The organism is Neobacillus sp. NPDC093182 (assembly GCF_044754045.1).
Window position 1 is genome coordinate 809,694 of sequence record NZ_JBIVOI010000001.1, and the last position, 15,990, is coordinate 825,683.

Sequence of the window (15,990 nt, forward strand, 5' to 3'; positions counted from 1 at the left end):
GTACGGCTTTTTTATAGCGTGACCTTATTTAAACCTCTTTATACTGTTTAGAATTTGACCATCTGTTCCCCATTTTACGGCGCGATAGAAGGCATCATGGTAAAAAGTAAACCAGACATCTTTATCGTTAGCATAGGTACCCCATTTCTCTTTCGCAGCAATAGAGTCCATTGGATAATCGTCATAGGCCATGACCCATAATGGATTTTTATGAGCATGCGTAGGCATTAAGTCTGCCATATGGATAGCCATCTCGCCTTCATCCTCAATAATAAGGATAGAATGTCCATTACTGTGACCGCCAGTATGGAACATGCTGATAGCCCCTAAACTCCATTTTTCATCAAAAGGGATGACTTGCGACTGGATTGGCTCCCAATTTTCTTTCCAGTATGTACTTTTTGAACGAATATTTGGATTCCGCATTTCATCCCACTCTATAGTTGAGGTAATAACCTTGGCTCTTGGAAAGGTTGATTTATATGTTCCATCTTCCAACTTTGTCAGTCCGCCAACGTGATCATTGTGCATATGAGTCATTAATACATAATCAATATCCTCTGGAGTTAACCCTAACTGCTGTAATGATCCCTCTACGTCCGATTCTGCTGTAACACCAAAATTCCGAAGTTGTTTTTCCGATAATTTTCCCTTTCCAAGTCCTGCTTCTACTAAAATATTCTTGCCGTCCATTTGGATTAAGATTGGATCTGTAGGAAGTTCAATCAGGTTATTGTCATTAGGTGGATACCTTTTCGACCATAATGCCTTCGGAACAACGCCAAACATTGCGCCGCCATCTAGGTTTGTAACACCACCTGATAACCACGTAAGCTTAACTCTGCCAATTTTTAATGTCTCCATACCCTGCCCCCTTTGATTGATTATTCATATTTTACCATATTCAAAAAGGACAGTCTTTTGAATAGACTGTCCGGTGATTAGTTTTGATATTTTACTTCACAACGGTAAATTCGATTACCCGCTTCGGAGAACTTTTGTTCATACTCTGTCATGATATTTCCTTCATAATCACTTTTATGAAGGTCAAGGCTAAGGAAAGTTAATAATAATCCATATTCGGAAAAACTTTTCAATGAATATTCAAATAAACCTTGATTATCGGTTTTAAAATGGATTTCACCTTTATCAACCAATATGTTTTCGTAAAGCTTCAAGAAGTCCTTATAGGTCAGCCTTCTTTTTTCATGGCGTGTCTTTGGCCATGGGTCGGAAAAATTCAAATAGACTCTGTCGACATCATTTTTTGAAAAATAATTACTCAAATCGCTGGCATCGACATTGAGTAATCTTAAATTTGGTAAATCGGCTTCAATTAAACGATCTAAAGCAGCAACAATAACGGAATCGTAAAGTTCTATACCTATATAATTAATATCCGGATGTGCCTTTGCCATTTCTGTAATAAAGCGGCCTTTTCCTGTTCCAACTTCAATGTGAAGAGGCTGTTCATTATGAAAAACCTCATGCCACTTTCCTTTATAATTTTCGGGATTCGCGACAATATACTGCGGATGGTTCTCTATCATTTCCTTTGCCCAAGGTTTGTGCCTAAGTCTCATTATGCCACTCCTAAATAAAATATTGTTTTTATTATTGGTAATAATGGGGTTATCCATTAATGTATAAACAAAAAAAGAATTCACAACCTAACTGTGAATTCTTTTTTATTTTCACTTGAAAGGGTGTACCAACATGCCATTAAATCATCAGGACCAAGTTTCATTAATAAAAGATATATTAAATAATCATCAAACCGATTGCTGTGGGTCTGTTTCAGAATGTGAACAATTGGAACGATTAGTAAAATCTTTAATGGTGAACACACAGATTGATCAAAATGTTAAAAGCATTTTGCAGGAGGTATACAATTACAGTCAGTATGGTGCTCAAACCGCAGACCTAGATGAGCATATTTTATCTAATCAAGATAATTTATCACAATGGGTGTCAAATATAGACACGTACTCCTGATTACAAAAGCTCATCTAAAAATGCAATCCACTTATCCATTTCCTGTAGACGGTCTTTGTTTTTGTAAAATTGAATCGAAGACAGTGTTTGAAGTGCCACATACCATTTCATTCTAAGCTTTAGGTTTTCAGTTAACGGTTTTCCATACATGGCTAACCAGCTATTCCAATTATCTTCCGGAATATACAAATAAAGCAGCATACCAAGATCAATGGCAGGGTCTGCAATCATCGCACCATCCCAGTCAATTAAATACAACTGGTTGTCTTCCGTTAGCAGCCAGTTGTTATGGTTGACATCACCATGACAAACGACTTTTTCATTACTGAAGACATTAGATACCTCGTCTAATAGAAAATTCAGCGTTTTTTTTACAACAGGTAATGATAACACTTCTTCATCCAAGAGCTCGACAACAGATTGAAAAATCATATCTGGCTGTAAAGGTTGCTTTTCAAGCCTGCTTAACATCCCAACCATTGGTTCAGAGCGGTGAATCTTCCTAAGCATCCTAGCAACACGTTCATGATTCATATCATGTGGCTTTAATTCACGTCCAGGGAGCCATTGCTGTGCTGTAATCACATCTCCGTTTTCCAAGCGTTTTGTCCAAACAAGCTTTGGGACGATTCCTTCTGCAGATAAAACTGCTAGAAAAGGAGAGGAATTGCGTTTTAGAAAAAGCCTTTGGTCTTCGTAGCTAGCATAAAAGGCTTCTCCCGTTGCGCCCCCCGCAGGGACAATCTCCCATTCTTGTCCTAATATATGTTCCAAAATTGTTCACCTTCAATTTATGCCGTTCTCAAATGGTTCAAAAACACCATTTAGTAGTTTAATTAAGTAAATATTTTAGAAAAATAAAAAAAGCTATTGGACAATTACACACAATAGCCATCTTACTAAATTTTATCTCCAATTAGCTTTAGTAGTCAAGTACATCTGAACAAACTATTTTTTTACTAAAATGGTTAAGCATACTGGTTCCAGCACTATTTCTTTTCCTTGCACCTTTTGCTTGGAATAAATTCCCGCTCTTTTATCATTGGCGATTACTGTCCAGCTGCCATCCGGAATTTCGATTAATTGGTTTGTCCTTAGGGGGTTAATGAGTAAAAGCACCTGGCCGATATCATTACTTTGATTCTGAAATGTTAATCCAATTAGAGGTGCCAGGAGTGGTAAAATATGAGTATTTGCTCTGATTTGATCTGCACTTTTCATTCGAAAACAAGGTAACTCTTTACGAATTTCAATCAATCCCTTTATATAATTGACATTGTCCTGATAAAGGTGCTTTCGATCCCAATCTAGCTGGTTAATATGATCTGGTGATTTGTAACTATTTCCATCGCCTCGTTTTGTACGGAAGAATTCCTGACCGCTGTGCAGAAAAGGAATTCCCTGAGATAGTACGACAAGACCTGTTGCAAGCCGGTGATATCTCAGATGAAGTGCATGGTCTAAATCCGGAAGGCAAGAAACAAGTTTATCCCATATGGTATGATTATCATGGCATTCAGCGTAATTTACCGACTGAAAAGGTTCAGTTAAGAGCCCGCCAGCTTCTTGATTTAATCCAATGCTTCCAGTAATGACATCGATAGCGCCCTCATAATAATGCTCATTCCCTAAAACGTACCCTTTATCATACAAATTAAAAGTACTTCCCTTTATCGTATCACGAAATTTATCATTAAATTGACCGATGTCAGGAAACTTTGAGTGATTGCGGATGATTGCTTTTTTATCAATGGGAAGAGGCGTATTGAGGTTCCATCCCTCGCCAATAATCAGGCTTCCCTCTTCAATACTATCACAAGTCTTCCTAACTTCTTTCATGGTTTCAACATCCAAAATCCCCATTAGGTCGAAACGAAAGCCATCAATATGATATTCTTCCATCCAAAAACGAATAGAATCAAGGATGAACTTTCTCACCATTTTTCTCTCCGAGGCAATATCATTACCAACTCCTGTTCCATTCGATGGGAAACCAAGCTCATTATGGCGAAAATAATATCCCGGAACGACTTTTTCAAATGAAGAAGTTTCTCGAATGTAGACATGATTGTATACTACATCCATGATGACTCTTATTCCTTGTCCATGAATCGCATCAATCAATTGCTTCAATTCAATGATTCGTGCGTATGGATCGGATGGATTTGAAGAATAGGATCCTTCAGGGACATTAAAGTGTATTGGGTTATACCCCCAATTATAGTCTTTATGTGGTTCTAATTCGTTTACTCCTGCGAAATCATTAAATGGCAGAAATTCAATATGAGTAATTCCTAAATCTTTTACATAGGATAGACCTGTAAGCCCACTGTCTTTACCTTTTGTATTTAACTCACTTGCACCTAAATACAGTCCCTTATGTTTCACACCGCTATTTGGATGGATTGTGAAATCCCTGATATGCGTTTCATAAATAATCGCATCGACTGGATTTTCAAAGAGAGGTAATAAAGGCTTTTTCCTCCTCGTTTTCTCCAGTTTTACAATAACACCGAGTTCCCCATTTGCTGTGACCGCAACAGCATAAGGATCTACCGATTCTCTCCATACCTGGTTGACAAGGATTAAGAACGTATATTGATAAAGTTCTAGATCATCGTGAATGATTACTGACCAAACACCTTTATCATCACGTTTCATCTTGACTATTTCCGAAAAAGAACTATTTGGATTTCGTAATTTCAATTTTACTTGTGTTGCCGTTGGTGCCCAAAGTTTAAAGCTCGTTTGATTGTCGCTGCTTTTTACCCCAAGGTCGTTACCCTCATAGAAAAAGCGATCATCAAATGCAGGTGTTCGAATCACTGCACCTATTTGCAGGTCAGTTCTTTCGCCATGTTCATCCACAATCCAATAAACATGACCAAAAGAAATTTGCTCAGCAATCCGACAAGTATATTTATAATGATTTTCAATCTCCTGCTTTTTGATTATTTGTAAAGTTTTAACATATTGTGATTCATCGGTAATCGAGAAAGTGGAAGACAATCCTTGATGATAGGAAAGTGGAAGAAGAATCGTAATGATATCCATCTCATCTAAATAAGCTAGGAAAATTCGTTCATTGGAGTTCATTCGAGTCCCTCTCTTTCAGAACAGTTTCTCGCATACTTCGCACCCTCGTTAATACTTTTAGAGTTTTTGTTTGAACATCAATATTTAAGGGAGTGAATCCGATATCCTCGCCATCAGCATGGACATATAAGGAAGATGAGGATTGAATGGAAATCATTCGTCCTTTAAAGGTTTTCACCTCTTTAAATTGAACGTGCTTCCCCCAAAATACGCTGATAAAAACCAATAATAGCTTCAACTTTGATAATCTATGGACCACTGTAATGTCTAAGAGACCATCATCTGGGAGCGCCTCAGGAGCAATCATCATTCCTCCCCCATAGTAGGGTTGATTGGAAACAGTTACAAACCATGTTTGTTCAAGTATATGCCTTCTGCCGTCAATTGATAAATCAATTGTTGAGCATTTATAAGAAAATAGTTTTTTTAGTAAAAAATATACATACACCAGCCGGCCCAAAGACAGTTTATTAAGCCAAGCTTTGACTTTAGAATGGTTAACTTCGAAAGAGATTAATGCATCGAACCCAGCACCCATATTATTAATAAAATAATGCTGAGAATCATCCTTCATCGTGATCCTTCCAATATCTATTATGGCTTCTTCCTCTTTTATCAGACGAAGAATAGCCTTTAGTGCTTCTTCTGGATCTGCGGGTATTTGGAACCCTCTTGAAAAGTCATTTCCAGATCCTCCGGGAACAAAACCAAGAGTAATATGGTTATATTCTACAATTCCATTCACGACTTCGTGCATGGTTCCGTCCCCGCCAACAGCAATAATGACTTTTTGCTGATGATTCCTTGACGCAATTTGTGCCGCTAGTTTGATTGCATGACCATGGTATTCTGTGAAGAATGCCATGTAAGGGATTTTATTTTCGATTAACTTTGTTTCTACTTTTTTCCAGACTTTTATACAGTAACCATTTCTCGCTTTTGGATTGATAATAAAATAGATTTGTTTCATACAACCAACCCTTTATTGTTAAATTTATCTTATTCCAATTTGTATATTGTTTTTTCCTCATATGTCGGTGTTTTATCAAGATGTGTTTGGTATAAAACTACCTCATTCACTTTAAATAAAAGCGACTCTGACTGAAGTTCATCCCATACATTAAGGAGATTTTTCTGAAAAGGTTTGTCCCCTGCCCATTTACGTGCAAGGGTGATATGAGGTTTAAAGGGTCTTGTTTCTAACTGAAAACCAGCATCTTCGCATGCTGTAAATACGTTCTTCCTAACCGTCTGCAGTTCATTACTTTCCTTTGTATCTGCCCAAAAAATACGCGGAGAATCTAGTTTTCCAAAGATTCCAAGCTTATTTATTTCCAATATAAATCCTTTTGACCCGCTTAATGTTCCCTGAACTTTCTCCATTGCGTTCGAAAGTTTTTCCGAAGGGGCATTGCCTAGAAAAGCTAGTGTAATATGTAAATCTTCATGGTGAACCCAGCGGCTGAAGGGGAGAATTTCTTTTATCCTCTCACTATTCTCTTTCATGATTAGCTTTGTTTCTTGTGGAATTTTTACTGCAAAGAAAAAATGTGTTTGCTTGTTCATACTTATCATTCCTTTTCTTATTTTAGACTATTTTTTCCCACATGTATGTATTTTACTGCAAACACAAAAAGAAACGTGCACCAGACTTTTTATCTGTTGCACGCTCTTATGCTACATTACGTTATCAACAAGTGCTCCACATTGTTTTTCAATTTCTTTTTCGAATAAATCTTGCAATTTTTGAGTGAGCGGTCCAGGAATACCGGACCTGATTTTCTTACCGTCTATTTCAATTACCGGCATTACTTCTGCTGTTGTGCTTGATAAGAATACTTCTTCTGCTTCCTCGAGTTCAGCTAATGAAAATGTCCGTTCCTGCACAGGAATATTATTTTTGTTACAGACATTTAAAATAACATCTTTTGTGATTCCTTTTAATATTAAGTGGTTCGATTCATGGGTTATGACTGTCCCATTTTTCACCATAAAGATATTAGAGGAACTTCCTTCTGTGACATCCTGACCGCGATGCTGAATCGCTTCAAAACAGCCTTGCTCGCTTGCTTTTTGTTTCGCTAACAGATTACCAAGTAAGTTTAAACTTTTTATATCACAGCGAAGCCAGCGAATATCCTCTGTTAGGATTGCCTTTACTCCCGACTTAAGGTTTTCCAGCGGTCTTACTCCCTTAATTGTATAAGCTGTAAGGGTTGGTGTAACATTTCCAGTGGGAAATAAATGATTTCGCGGCGCAGTACCTCTTGTAACCTGCATATAAATATTTCCTGTTTGCAGGTTGTTTTTCAATAATAGTTCTTCTAACATTTCCGCTAATCTTAAGCTCGTAAATGGTAACGAGATCCCTATACTTTTGGCACTATCAGCGAATCTTTTTAAATGTTCTGTGAGTGTAAACATTTTTCCATTATAAACACGGATGACTTCGTAAACGCCATCGCCAAATTGATAACCACGGTCTTCCACATCCACCTTAGCTTGTGAGCGGTCAATAATTTCCCCATTTAATAAGGCATATTCCATTCTCTATTCCCCTTTTTACTTATTCTTATTGTGCTAATTCATAAATTGCTTGTGCATAAATGGCGGTTGCTTTTAATAGGTCATCAATTAAGATGTATTCATCTTTTTGGTGAGCAATATCTGGTCTGCCTGGAAATAATGGACCAAACGCGACTCCGCTTTTTAATGAGCGTGCGTACGTTCCTCCGCCAATTGCTATTAAATATGCCTTTTCTCCCGTATGTTCTTCATATACATTTTTCAAGGTTTGAATTAAGAATTCATTTTCATCAACATAATGCGGCTTAGTATCTTTAAACTTTTCAATAGCAAAACCTTTTGCCTCTAATAGCTGATCAAGCTTCTCTTTTGTTTCCTCCATATTGTTTGTCACTGGATATCTGCAGGTTAACCCTATACTTCCACCGGATTGGCGGGTGTATGATAGTTTCCCAGGATTGATGGTTAATTCTCCTGAAACATCATCTGAATAATCTACACCAAGGTTTATACCTCTGGAATCATTATGAAAATAGTGGGAAACAAATTTGAAATAATCCGAAGCAGCAGCATTTAGTTCTAACTTTGAAAGAAAATCTGCTAGAAATAAACCTGCATTAATTCCCTTTTTAGGCTCCATTCCATGTGCAGATATTCCTTTCACTTCGAGAATTAACTCACCATTTTTCACATGTGAATGGTGTTCCAATTGATGTCGCTTCATATAATCGGTGAACCTTTGTACTACATCCATTTGGTTTTCAATGCTGTTTAATGTTACGGTTGCATGGTCAGGAACCATATTATACCGTTTACCTGATATAAAGCTTATTACCTCAACTTTTCCTGTTTCTTCACCTGTTGGTTTCTGAACAAAATCCATATCGGCAACCCCTTTTTCGGCATTTATGATAGGGAAGTCAGCATCAGGCGCAAAACCTAGAGCAGGCATTTCTTCATGTTCAAAGTAATGCTCTACACATCTCCAGTCACTTTCTTCATCGGTACCGATAATCATCCTGACTCGCTTCTTTAGAGGAAGACCGAGTTCCTTTACTATTTTCATTGCATAGTAAGCTGCCATTGTTGGACCTTTGTCATCAATGGCGCCGCGAGCAAATATTTTACCGTCACGAATGTCAGCAGCAAATGGATCGCTCGACCAGCCATCTCCTTCTGGAACGACATCAACATGACAGAGTATCCCTAATAGCTCCTCTCCTTCTCCAAATTCCAGATGTCCAGCTAAATTTCCTACATTCTTCGGTATAAAACCATCCTTTTCACCGAGGTTAAGCATGAAATCTAATGCTTCTTTTACACCTTTTCCAAGCGGTGCGTCTGGAAATGTATTTTCTTCGTCTAACAGACTCTTAATATGTAATAAATTTTGAGTATCTTTTAATAAATTTTCTTTTCTTTTTTCAACTTCATCCATCCAATTAATCTTTGTCAATTGAGCATTCCTCCTATTTCCTAGCCATATTTATATCCACGAAATTATCTTATCAATATTCTGTTTAAAAACGAAATATTTTCCTTTTGTATGCCTCAAAAGGTTATATTAATTTACAAAAAATTCAATTAATTTGTCATAAACTTAACATTTACACCCATAGACTATAGTAAGATTCCTGAAAGGGAGGGGAAAAACCGAACAATTATTGTTACGAAGTGATGTTTTTTATGTAAATATTTCGCTAATGGTGGAAATTTTCAGAAATTGTGGGTACAATAAATGTAAGTCAGCGGGGTATCCACTGCAACTATCTATTAATAAAAGGAGTTGTCTGCGGGAAGAAAATTACATACTAATCAAAGAGGCTGTCGGTAGAGGGATAGACACTAGGTTTTTATAAAAGGATAGGGAGTGGTTTTTTGAAACCTTCGACTAACCGGATGTTAAACCGCATCAAATGCATCTACATGTTTATTCGTAATAAAGGCATCGTCACGACGCAAGAACTTGTAGAGGAATTTGGTATCACTCCTCGCACCATACAACGAGATTTAAATGTCTTAGCCTATAATGACTTGGTAATTAGCCCAAGCCGCGGAAAATGGACGACAACACAAAAAAAAGTAAAAATGTCTTCGTAATATATGGATAAACAATAAAAGCAAGCAAGCACGCGATTGTCTCGCGTGCTTGCTTGCTTTTATTTTGAAAATAAGGTTGAATATCTATTATAATATGATATATTAATATAATGCTTTAGCACTTAAAAGCGTTTAAGTGAGTTAGTGAAAACTTTTAAATAAAGGTAGGACAACATGGAAAATAATCATCATGAACTAAAAAAAGGATTACTGCCAAGGCATGTCCAGTTTATTGCCTTAGCTGGCATGATTGGTACAGGAATTTTTAAAGGCAGCTCTGATACGTTAAATATAGCGGGGCCAAGTGTTATCTTTACCTATCTTATTGGCGGGCTGTTATTATTTATCGTAATGGCTGCTTTAGGTGAGATGGCTATTGCTTTTCCCAATCACAATGTACAGCTGCTTCTTTATCGAGCATTTGGTTTTAAGCTGTCGTTTATTACGGGCTGGTTATATTGGATTAACTGGACCATTGTCATCACAGTTGAATTATTAGCTGCAGGAAGTTTTCTGCAATTTTGGTATCCATCTATGCCGCTTTGGCTTCTTAGTTTGTTATGTGCTGCCGTTATAATCGGAATCAATTTATTCCCTGTAAAATATTATGGAGAGCTCGAGTTTTGGTTTGCCGGGATAAAAATAATCGCATTAGTGGCATTTATCATATTAGGTGCTTTCATCATTTTTGGAATTTTGCCGAGCGATATTGAGGAACCTCTAGCAAATTACACAGCGCATGGCGGGTTTTTCCCCCATGGAATGAGCGGAATGCTAAGTGCATTTTTAGTTGTTATGTTTTCATATGGCGGAGCTGAGTTAATTGGGGTGGCCGTCACAGAAACTAAAGATGCAGAGCGTGTCATGCCAAGTATCATTAAAGGTGCAGTATGGCGGGTTATTATTTTTTATATTTTCCCTATCTTAATTATTTGCGGTATTATGCCTTGGAATCAGGTTACTGGTCAAGACAGTCCATTCGTTCAAGTGTTTACTATTACCGGACTGCCAGGAGCTGCACATGTAATGAATTTTATCCTATTAACGGCTGTACTTTCAGCTGCAAATTCGGGGATATATGCGACATCAAGAACGCTATTTTCAATGGCCAAAAGTGGAGTGGCCCCTAAAAGATTAATGAGAACCTCTAGAAACGGAATTCCCATTATCGGACTTATGATTACTACTCTCTGTCTATTAGTTGGTGTATTCCTAGCATATATTAGTCCTAGTAATATTATTAGTTACCTTATGACCATTCCTGGTTTTACCATTATGTTAGTTTGGATTGGGATTTGTTCCGCACATTTAAAGCTGAGACCGCAGTATAAGGTTATACCCTCTTTTCGGGTTAAATGGTTTCCATTTACAACAATCATCGCTGTAGTAGCGTTAAGTCTAATCTTTATTGGGTTTATTTTAACACCCAACAATTTAATTGGCTCGACCGTCTCATTAATAATAGTGGGAATGCTGATAGTTCTATCATTTATAGCAAAAAAGAAGTGATACCATTCATGGGTATCACTTCTTTTTTTGATAGCTATTCGTCTACTTTAAAAAGCTCATGAAGAAATCTCTTTCTATTTTCTAAAAAATATTTTGTTATGCTGTAATGGTCTGTATCTTCATAGTTTATCTTTGATATTTCACCATTGTCGAAGCTATAGATGTCTGCATCTGGAAAGCCCAATAGAATAGGAGAATGTGTGGCAATGATAAACTGCGCATCCCCTTGAGTTTCAAGGTCATGAATGATTTTCAAAAGGGTTAATTGCCTTGCAGGTGATAATGCAGCCTCCGGTTCGTCTAACAGATAAATGGCTTCCCCATTAAATCGATTTAAAAATAGTGACAAAAAGGATTCCCCATGCGATTGTTGTAACAACGATTTTCCACCGTAATCTTTAAATCCATTCTCATCCACTTCATCAATATGGGTAGCAAAATGATAAAATGATTCTGCACGCAAAAAGAAACCATTTGTTACTTTTGGCATCCAGGAGAGTCTAATGTATTCACTTAGTTCTGAATCTGCTTCATAAACATCATAAGAATTATTTCTTCCGCCGCCTGCTGTATTGAAATCACATTTGTCTGCAATCGCTTCTAATAAAGTAGATTTACCCGAGCCATTTTCTCCTACAAAAAAGGTGACGTTCTTTTCTAATTTAATTTCATCAAGACCCTCTATTGCTGGTATGGAAAAGGGGTAGTGAATAAAGGTTGGAATCTTTTCTTTTAATAATGTCACTTTTTTTAAAAACATAATACTCTCCTACTTAATAAATTCGTATGAATCCCATTTTACACCATCTACACAAAAAAGCAGCCTTACTTTTTCGTAAAGCTGCTGCGCACTTTCCTTTTGGCTATCATTCGACATATATAAGCGATCAGTAAGATCGTCATTATTGGATGATGTTCTTGCCATAAAAAATTTCATCCATCTCAACCTTTATTCTCTCGGTAATTTCAATTAACTCTTCTGGTTGTAATGTTTCTTTTTTATAGCCAAATAAATAGTTGTTTAAATCAAATTTCCGAAGTTTACACTTTGTATGGAAAATATTTTCTTGATAGACATTTACATCAATCATGTCGAATAGTTCGCCAACATCCTCGGGAATATAATTCTGAATCGAGCTGATTTCATGATCAATAAATAATTTATATCCATCCTTATCTCTTGTAAATCCACGGACACGATAATCTATCGTCATCACGTCTGTTTCAAACGAACGAATAAGATAATGCAGTGCCTTAAGCGGAGATATTTCTCCGCAAGTTGATACATCAATATCTGCCCTAAAGGTGCTGATTCCTTCATCTGGATGATATTCAGGGTATGTATGAACCGTGATATGGCTCTTATCTAACTGCATAACGACCGATTCTGGCAGCGGTCCTGGTGATTCCTCAAAATGCTCTGACGGCGCATTTTCGACTGGTCCCTCAGATACAAGCAGCGTTACACTTGCACCAGCCGGTTCAAAATCCTGACTCGCTACGTTTAATACATGTGCACCAATGATTTCAGATACATGCGTTAATATCTTTTGTAATCTTTCGGCACTATATTGTTCATCAATATACTTTAAGTACGCCTCACGCTCTTCTCTTGTTCTTGTATAACAAATGTCGTACATATTAAAGCTTAATGATTTGGTCAAGTTATTAAAGCCATGTAGTTCAATGGTCTCTTTGTGTGAAAGTTTCATGCTGCTTCCCCCTTTTGATTTTCGAAACGCGGGACAGTGTAGTAAATATTTTTAGATTACCCATTTTTTAAATTGTTACTTATAAAAAAATCCCCTTGAAGCTTATTTATAATTATTATAATTTAATATTTACTTTTAACTGATATATGTTATAATTAATTCAGATAAGAAATTAGGAGGAATGAACATATGATACAAACAATGACACTCGAACAAGTGATGAACCAACAACTTGCAAACTGGAATCTGTTATACACAAAATTACATCGTTTCCACTGGTATGTGAAAGGACCACACTTTTTCACTTTACATGCCAAATTCGAGGAACTATATGAAGAGGCTGCAGCAACGATCGATGAATTAGCTGAACGGTTATTAATCGCAGGCGGAAAGCCAATTTCAACATTAAAAGAATACATCCAATATGCTTCAATTGAAGAAACTACGAAGAACCTATCAGCAGAAGAAATGGTACAAAATATTGTGAATGATTTCTCCCAGCTTATCGCTGAATTGAAGGAAGGTAAAGTAGTTGCCGAACACGGGAATGATGAGGTAACAAGTGATATGTTCACGGAATTAATTGAAAAACTAAGCAAACATAATTGGATGTTAACATCCTTTCTTCAAGCGTAAAAAGGACAAGGCATGCAGCCTTGTCCTTTTTACTTTACTTGGTAATTTCTTAGAAGCTCTATTTCTTCATCGGTTAGTTCTCTGTACTCCCCTAATTCAAGAGTCTCATCAAGAGGTAATGGGCCCATTGAAATCCGTTTTAAATACACGACTTTCTTTCCAACTGCTTCAAACATTCTTTTCACTTGATGGAACTTGCCCTCGGTTATGGTCAGCTCGATGTCCGATCGTATACCAGACTTCAATATTTTCAGCTCACCTGGTTTTGTTTCATATCCATCATCAAGTGTGACACCATCTGCAAATGCTTTTACGTCTTCATCGGTTACTTCCCTGTCTATCACAGCAAAATAAGTCTTGGGTACATGCTTTTTGGGTGAAAGCAGGCGATGAGCCAATTGACCATCATTGGTAATCAATAATAAGCCTTCGGTATCCTTGTCCAATCTTCCGACTGGAAACGGTTCATATACTTGGTCCTCTAGTTCCAATAAATCGATAACGGTTTCCCCAACGCTGTCCTCTGTTGCTGACAGTACTCCTTGAGGTTTGTTCATCATTAAATAAATAAATTCTTTATATTCTATTACTTCACCATTTAAGGTAACACTTTGTTTATTTGTATCGACATGCTGTTTTGGATCTTTCACTAAACAATCGTCAACCTTAACAGCGCCGCTTTTTAAAAGCTGTTTTACTTCTTTTCGGCTGCCATAACCTAAATTGGCGAGCATTTTATCAATTCTCAAGGTAATCCTCCTTCATTTTTTAGGAGTTTAATTGGTCATTCTTAATTTCCGCTTTATTCGGTCAACCCTGTCACCAAATAGTTTGTTTACAAGTCCAGATTTTAATCCTAGGTAAAAATAGATAACAGCTCCTACACCTGCACAAGCCATGATCATTACTAGTGATTGAAACTTTGATTCCGGAGTTAGAACCAACAATAGCAGCTGATAAACGATTTCAGTCCCGGCCCACATGATTCCAGCAAAGATGACAATTAACAAACTCCTTCTCCAAACAAATAAGAACGGGTACTTTGCATAATTTTTAATAACGATTAATTGAATCAGTATAGCTCCAATGTATCCAAGTGCCGTTGCAAAAACCGCACCTTTTGTTTCAAACATAGTAATTAAAGGAATATTTAGCGACAATTTGATGAGTAATCCAACTAATAAGCTTAATACTGTCCAGCGTTGTTCATTAATTCCTTGTAGTATCGAACTAGTAACTAAAAATAAAGAAAAAAGAATTCCAACTGGGGCATAGGCTCTTAGTACTTCAAATCCAAGCTCCTTATACTCATAAAATACTGTATAGATAGGCTCTGCTAATAGAGAAAGCCCGATTGCAGCCGGCAATGTTAAGAACAATAACACTTGAAAGGTTTGATTTAATTGCTGTTTTAACGCTTTCCGGTCACTTTCCACAAATGCCTTTGTGATACTTGGAACAAGAGCTAACGAGAACCCCGTGGCAAGAGATACAGGGATGATAACGATTTTATGTGATTCAAAGTTAAGGATGGAAAATGCTGCTTCGGCCGCTTTATAACTGTGACCAATTTCCTGCATTGCCCGTGAAAAGGTAACTTGATCAATCGCTTGAAATAATGGATTAGCAATCCCAACAAATACAAAGGGAGCAGCATAGACAAGGATTTCCTTATAAATTTCTCTTAAAGATACCTGTACTGTCCCTTTATCATGTTGAAGCAGCTCGTCTAAATGCGGTTTCCGTTTATACCAATACCAAAATAAAACCACCAGACTCCCGATCGCTCCTACAAACGCGGCAAAGGTCGCAACACTAACGGCAGTTACAATACTTCCATTTAAAAAGTTTATGACGATAAAGGCTCCAGCAAGTGTGAAGGCAATCCGGACAATCTGTTCCACCACTTGGGAAACAGCGGAAGGTCCCATCGACTGATGCCCTTGAAAAAATCCTCTAATTAAACTCATGAACGGAATAACAATCAGAGCAAAACTTACAGCACGGATAACCGTAATAATATCCTTTGCTCTTGACCCGACATCCTCTTTTTTTGTGATAATCATATCTGCAATAAGTGGTGCCGAAAAATATAATATTAAGAATGAAACAATACCAGTCATTAGCATCATGACTAGTCCAGATTTAAACAATTTACGGCCAACCGCATATTCTTCGAGTGCATTATACTTTGAAATAAATTTTGAAACAGCAAGCGGCACCCCAGCTGTAGCAACACTAATAAAGATTGTATAGGGTATGTAAGAATATTGGTACAACGCTGTTCCTTCTGAATCTACAATTTGATAAAAGGGTATGACATATAATAAGCCAAGTACCTTGGAAATAATGGTACCCAATGTTAAAATAAACGTTCCTCTTATAAGCTTTGACGACATAAAATTAGGATCCCTTC

The 15,990-nt window shown here is 37.1% G+C and carries 17 protein-coding genes; 4 read left to right on the top strand and 13 right to left on the bottom strand.

What is annotated here, in order from left to right; translation table 11 throughout:
• Positions 1-24 precede the first annotated feature (24 nt).
• Entirely contained in the window at positions 25-864 is an 840-nt protein-coding gene (locus tag ACIQAA_RS04220; protein ID WP_402615375.1) for a YtnP family quorum-quenching lactonase, read from the bottom strand.
• Between the two features lie 77 nt (positions 865-941).
• Positions 942-1,583 carry a tRNA (guanosine(46)-N7)-methyltransferase TrmB gene (gene trmB / locus ACIQAA_RS04225; RefSeq protein WP_402615378.1) on the bottom strand — a complete coding sequence of 214 codons (642 nt, stop codon included), beginning with the start codon at positions 1,581-1,583 and terminating at the stop codon, positions 942-944.
• Positions 1,584-1,716: 133 nt separating this feature from the next.
• Between trmB and ACIQAA_RS04230 the strand changes: the two genes are divergently transcribed.
• Positions 1,717-1,995, top strand: coding sequence for a YtzH-like family protein (locus ACIQAA_RS04230; protein WP_402615381.1), 279 nt, complete (start codon positions 1,717-1,719; stop codon positions 1,993-1,995).
• Here ACIQAA_RS04230 and ACIQAA_RS04235 read toward each other — a convergent pair whose 3' ends face one another.
• The 6 genes from ACIQAA_RS04235 to pepV form a co-directional block, all read right to left on the bottom strand.
• On the bottom strand, positions 1,996-2,769 hold the full coding sequence (locus tag ACIQAA_RS04235; protein WP_402615384.1) for a phosphotransferase: 774 nt from the start codon (positions 2,767-2,769) through the stop codon (positions 1,996-1,998). It lies immediately after the preceding gene.
• 174 nt (positions 2,770-2,943) lie between these two features.
• Complete coding sequence (pulA, locus tag ACIQAA_RS04240) at positions 2,944-5,091, bottom strand: type I pullulanase (protein ID WP_402615386.1); 2,148 nt, start codon at positions 5,089-5,091, stop codon at positions 2,944-2,946.
• Positions 5,078-6,061: a diacylglycerol/lipid kinase family protein gene (locus ACIQAA_RS04245; protein ID WP_402615389.1), complete on the bottom strand. Its 984-nt coding sequence runs from the start codon at positions 6,059-6,061 to the stop codon at positions 5,078-5,080. Before ACIQAA_RS04245 ends, pulA begins: the two co-directional genes overlap by 14 nt.
• A 29-nt stretch (positions 6,062-6,090) precedes the next feature.
• Positions 6,091-6,657 carry an RNA 2',3'-cyclic phosphodiesterase gene (thpR, locus tag ACIQAA_RS04250; RefSeq protein ID WP_402615392.1) on the bottom strand — a complete coding sequence of 189 codons (567 nt, stop codon included), beginning with the start codon at positions 6,655-6,657 and terminating at the stop codon, positions 6,091-6,093.
• Positions 6,658-6,768: 111 nt separating this feature from the next.
• Complete coding sequence (dat, locus tag ACIQAA_RS04255; RefSeq protein WP_402615395.1) at positions 6,769-7,638, bottom strand: D-amino-acid transaminase; 870 nt, start codon at positions 7,636-7,638, stop codon at positions 6,769-6,771.
• A 25-nt stretch (positions 7,639-7,663) separates the two neighbouring features.
• Positions 7,664-9,073 carry a dipeptidase PepV gene (gene pepV / locus ACIQAA_RS04260; RefSeq protein WP_402615397.1) on the bottom strand — a complete coding sequence of 470 codons (1,410 nt, stop codon included), beginning with the start codon at positions 9,071-9,073 and terminating at the stop codon, positions 7,664-7,666.
• A gap of 422 nt (positions 9,074-9,495) precedes the next feature.
• Between pepV and ACIQAA_RS04265 the strand changes: the two genes are divergently transcribed.
• Both ACIQAA_RS04265 and ACIQAA_RS04270 read left to right on the top strand, forming a co-directional pair.
• Entirely contained in the window at positions 9,496-9,717 is a 222-nt protein-coding gene (locus ACIQAA_RS04265; protein ID WP_402615399.1) for a DeoR family transcriptional regulator, read from the top strand.
• Positions 9,718-9,891: 174 nt separating this feature from the next.
• A complete protein-coding gene (locus tag ACIQAA_RS04270; RefSeq protein WP_402615402.1) occupies positions 9,892-11,226 on the top strand; it encodes an amino acid permease in 1,335 nt (444 codons plus the stop codon).
• A gap of 34 nt (positions 11,227-11,260) precedes the next feature.
• Here the strand turns inward: ACIQAA_RS04270 and ACIQAA_RS04275 are convergent, their stop codons facing one another.
• From ACIQAA_RS04275 to speD, 3 genes are read right to left on the bottom strand one after another with little or no spacing between them, the layout of a single operon-like run.
• A complete protein-coding gene (locus ACIQAA_RS04275; protein ID WP_402615404.1) occupies positions 11,261-11,986 on the bottom strand; it encodes an AAA family ATPase in 726 nt (241 codons plus the stop codon).
• Positions 11,987-11,995: 9 nt separating this feature from the next.
• On the bottom strand, positions 11,996-12,151 hold the full coding sequence (locus ACIQAA_RS04280) for a hypothetical protein (RefSeq protein WP_402615407.1): 156 nt from the start codon (positions 12,149-12,151) through the stop codon (positions 11,996-11,998).
• Positions 12,129-12,938: an adenosylmethionine decarboxylase gene (gene speD / locus ACIQAA_RS04285; RefSeq protein WP_402615410.1), complete on the bottom strand. Its 810-nt coding sequence runs from the start codon at positions 12,936-12,938 to the stop codon at positions 12,129-12,131. Before speD ends, ACIQAA_RS04280 begins: the two co-directional genes overlap by 23 nt.
• 189 nt (positions 12,939-13,127) lie before the next feature.
• On the opposite strand from speD, the gene ACIQAA_RS04290 reads away from it, so the two are divergent.
• Positions 13,128-13,574: a Dps family protein gene (locus ACIQAA_RS04290; protein WP_402615412.1), complete on the top strand. Its 447-nt coding sequence runs from the start codon at positions 13,128-13,130 to the stop codon at positions 13,572-13,574.
• Between the two features lie 29 nt (positions 13,575-13,603).
• On the opposite strand, the gene ACIQAA_RS04295 is transcribed toward ACIQAA_RS04290, so the two are convergent.
• Both ACIQAA_RS04295 and ACIQAA_RS04300 read right to left on the bottom strand, forming a co-directional pair.
• Complete coding sequence (locus tag ACIQAA_RS04295) at positions 13,604-14,323, bottom strand: pseudouridine synthase (protein ID WP_402615415.1); 720 nt, start codon at positions 14,321-14,323, stop codon at positions 13,604-13,606.
• 27 nt (positions 14,324-14,350) lie between these two features.
• A complete protein-coding gene (locus tag ACIQAA_RS04300) occupies positions 14,351-15,973 on the bottom strand; it encodes a putative polysaccharide biosynthesis protein (protein ID WP_402615418.1) in 1,623 nt (540 codons plus the stop codon).
• Positions 15,974-15,990 lie beyond the last annotated feature (17 nt).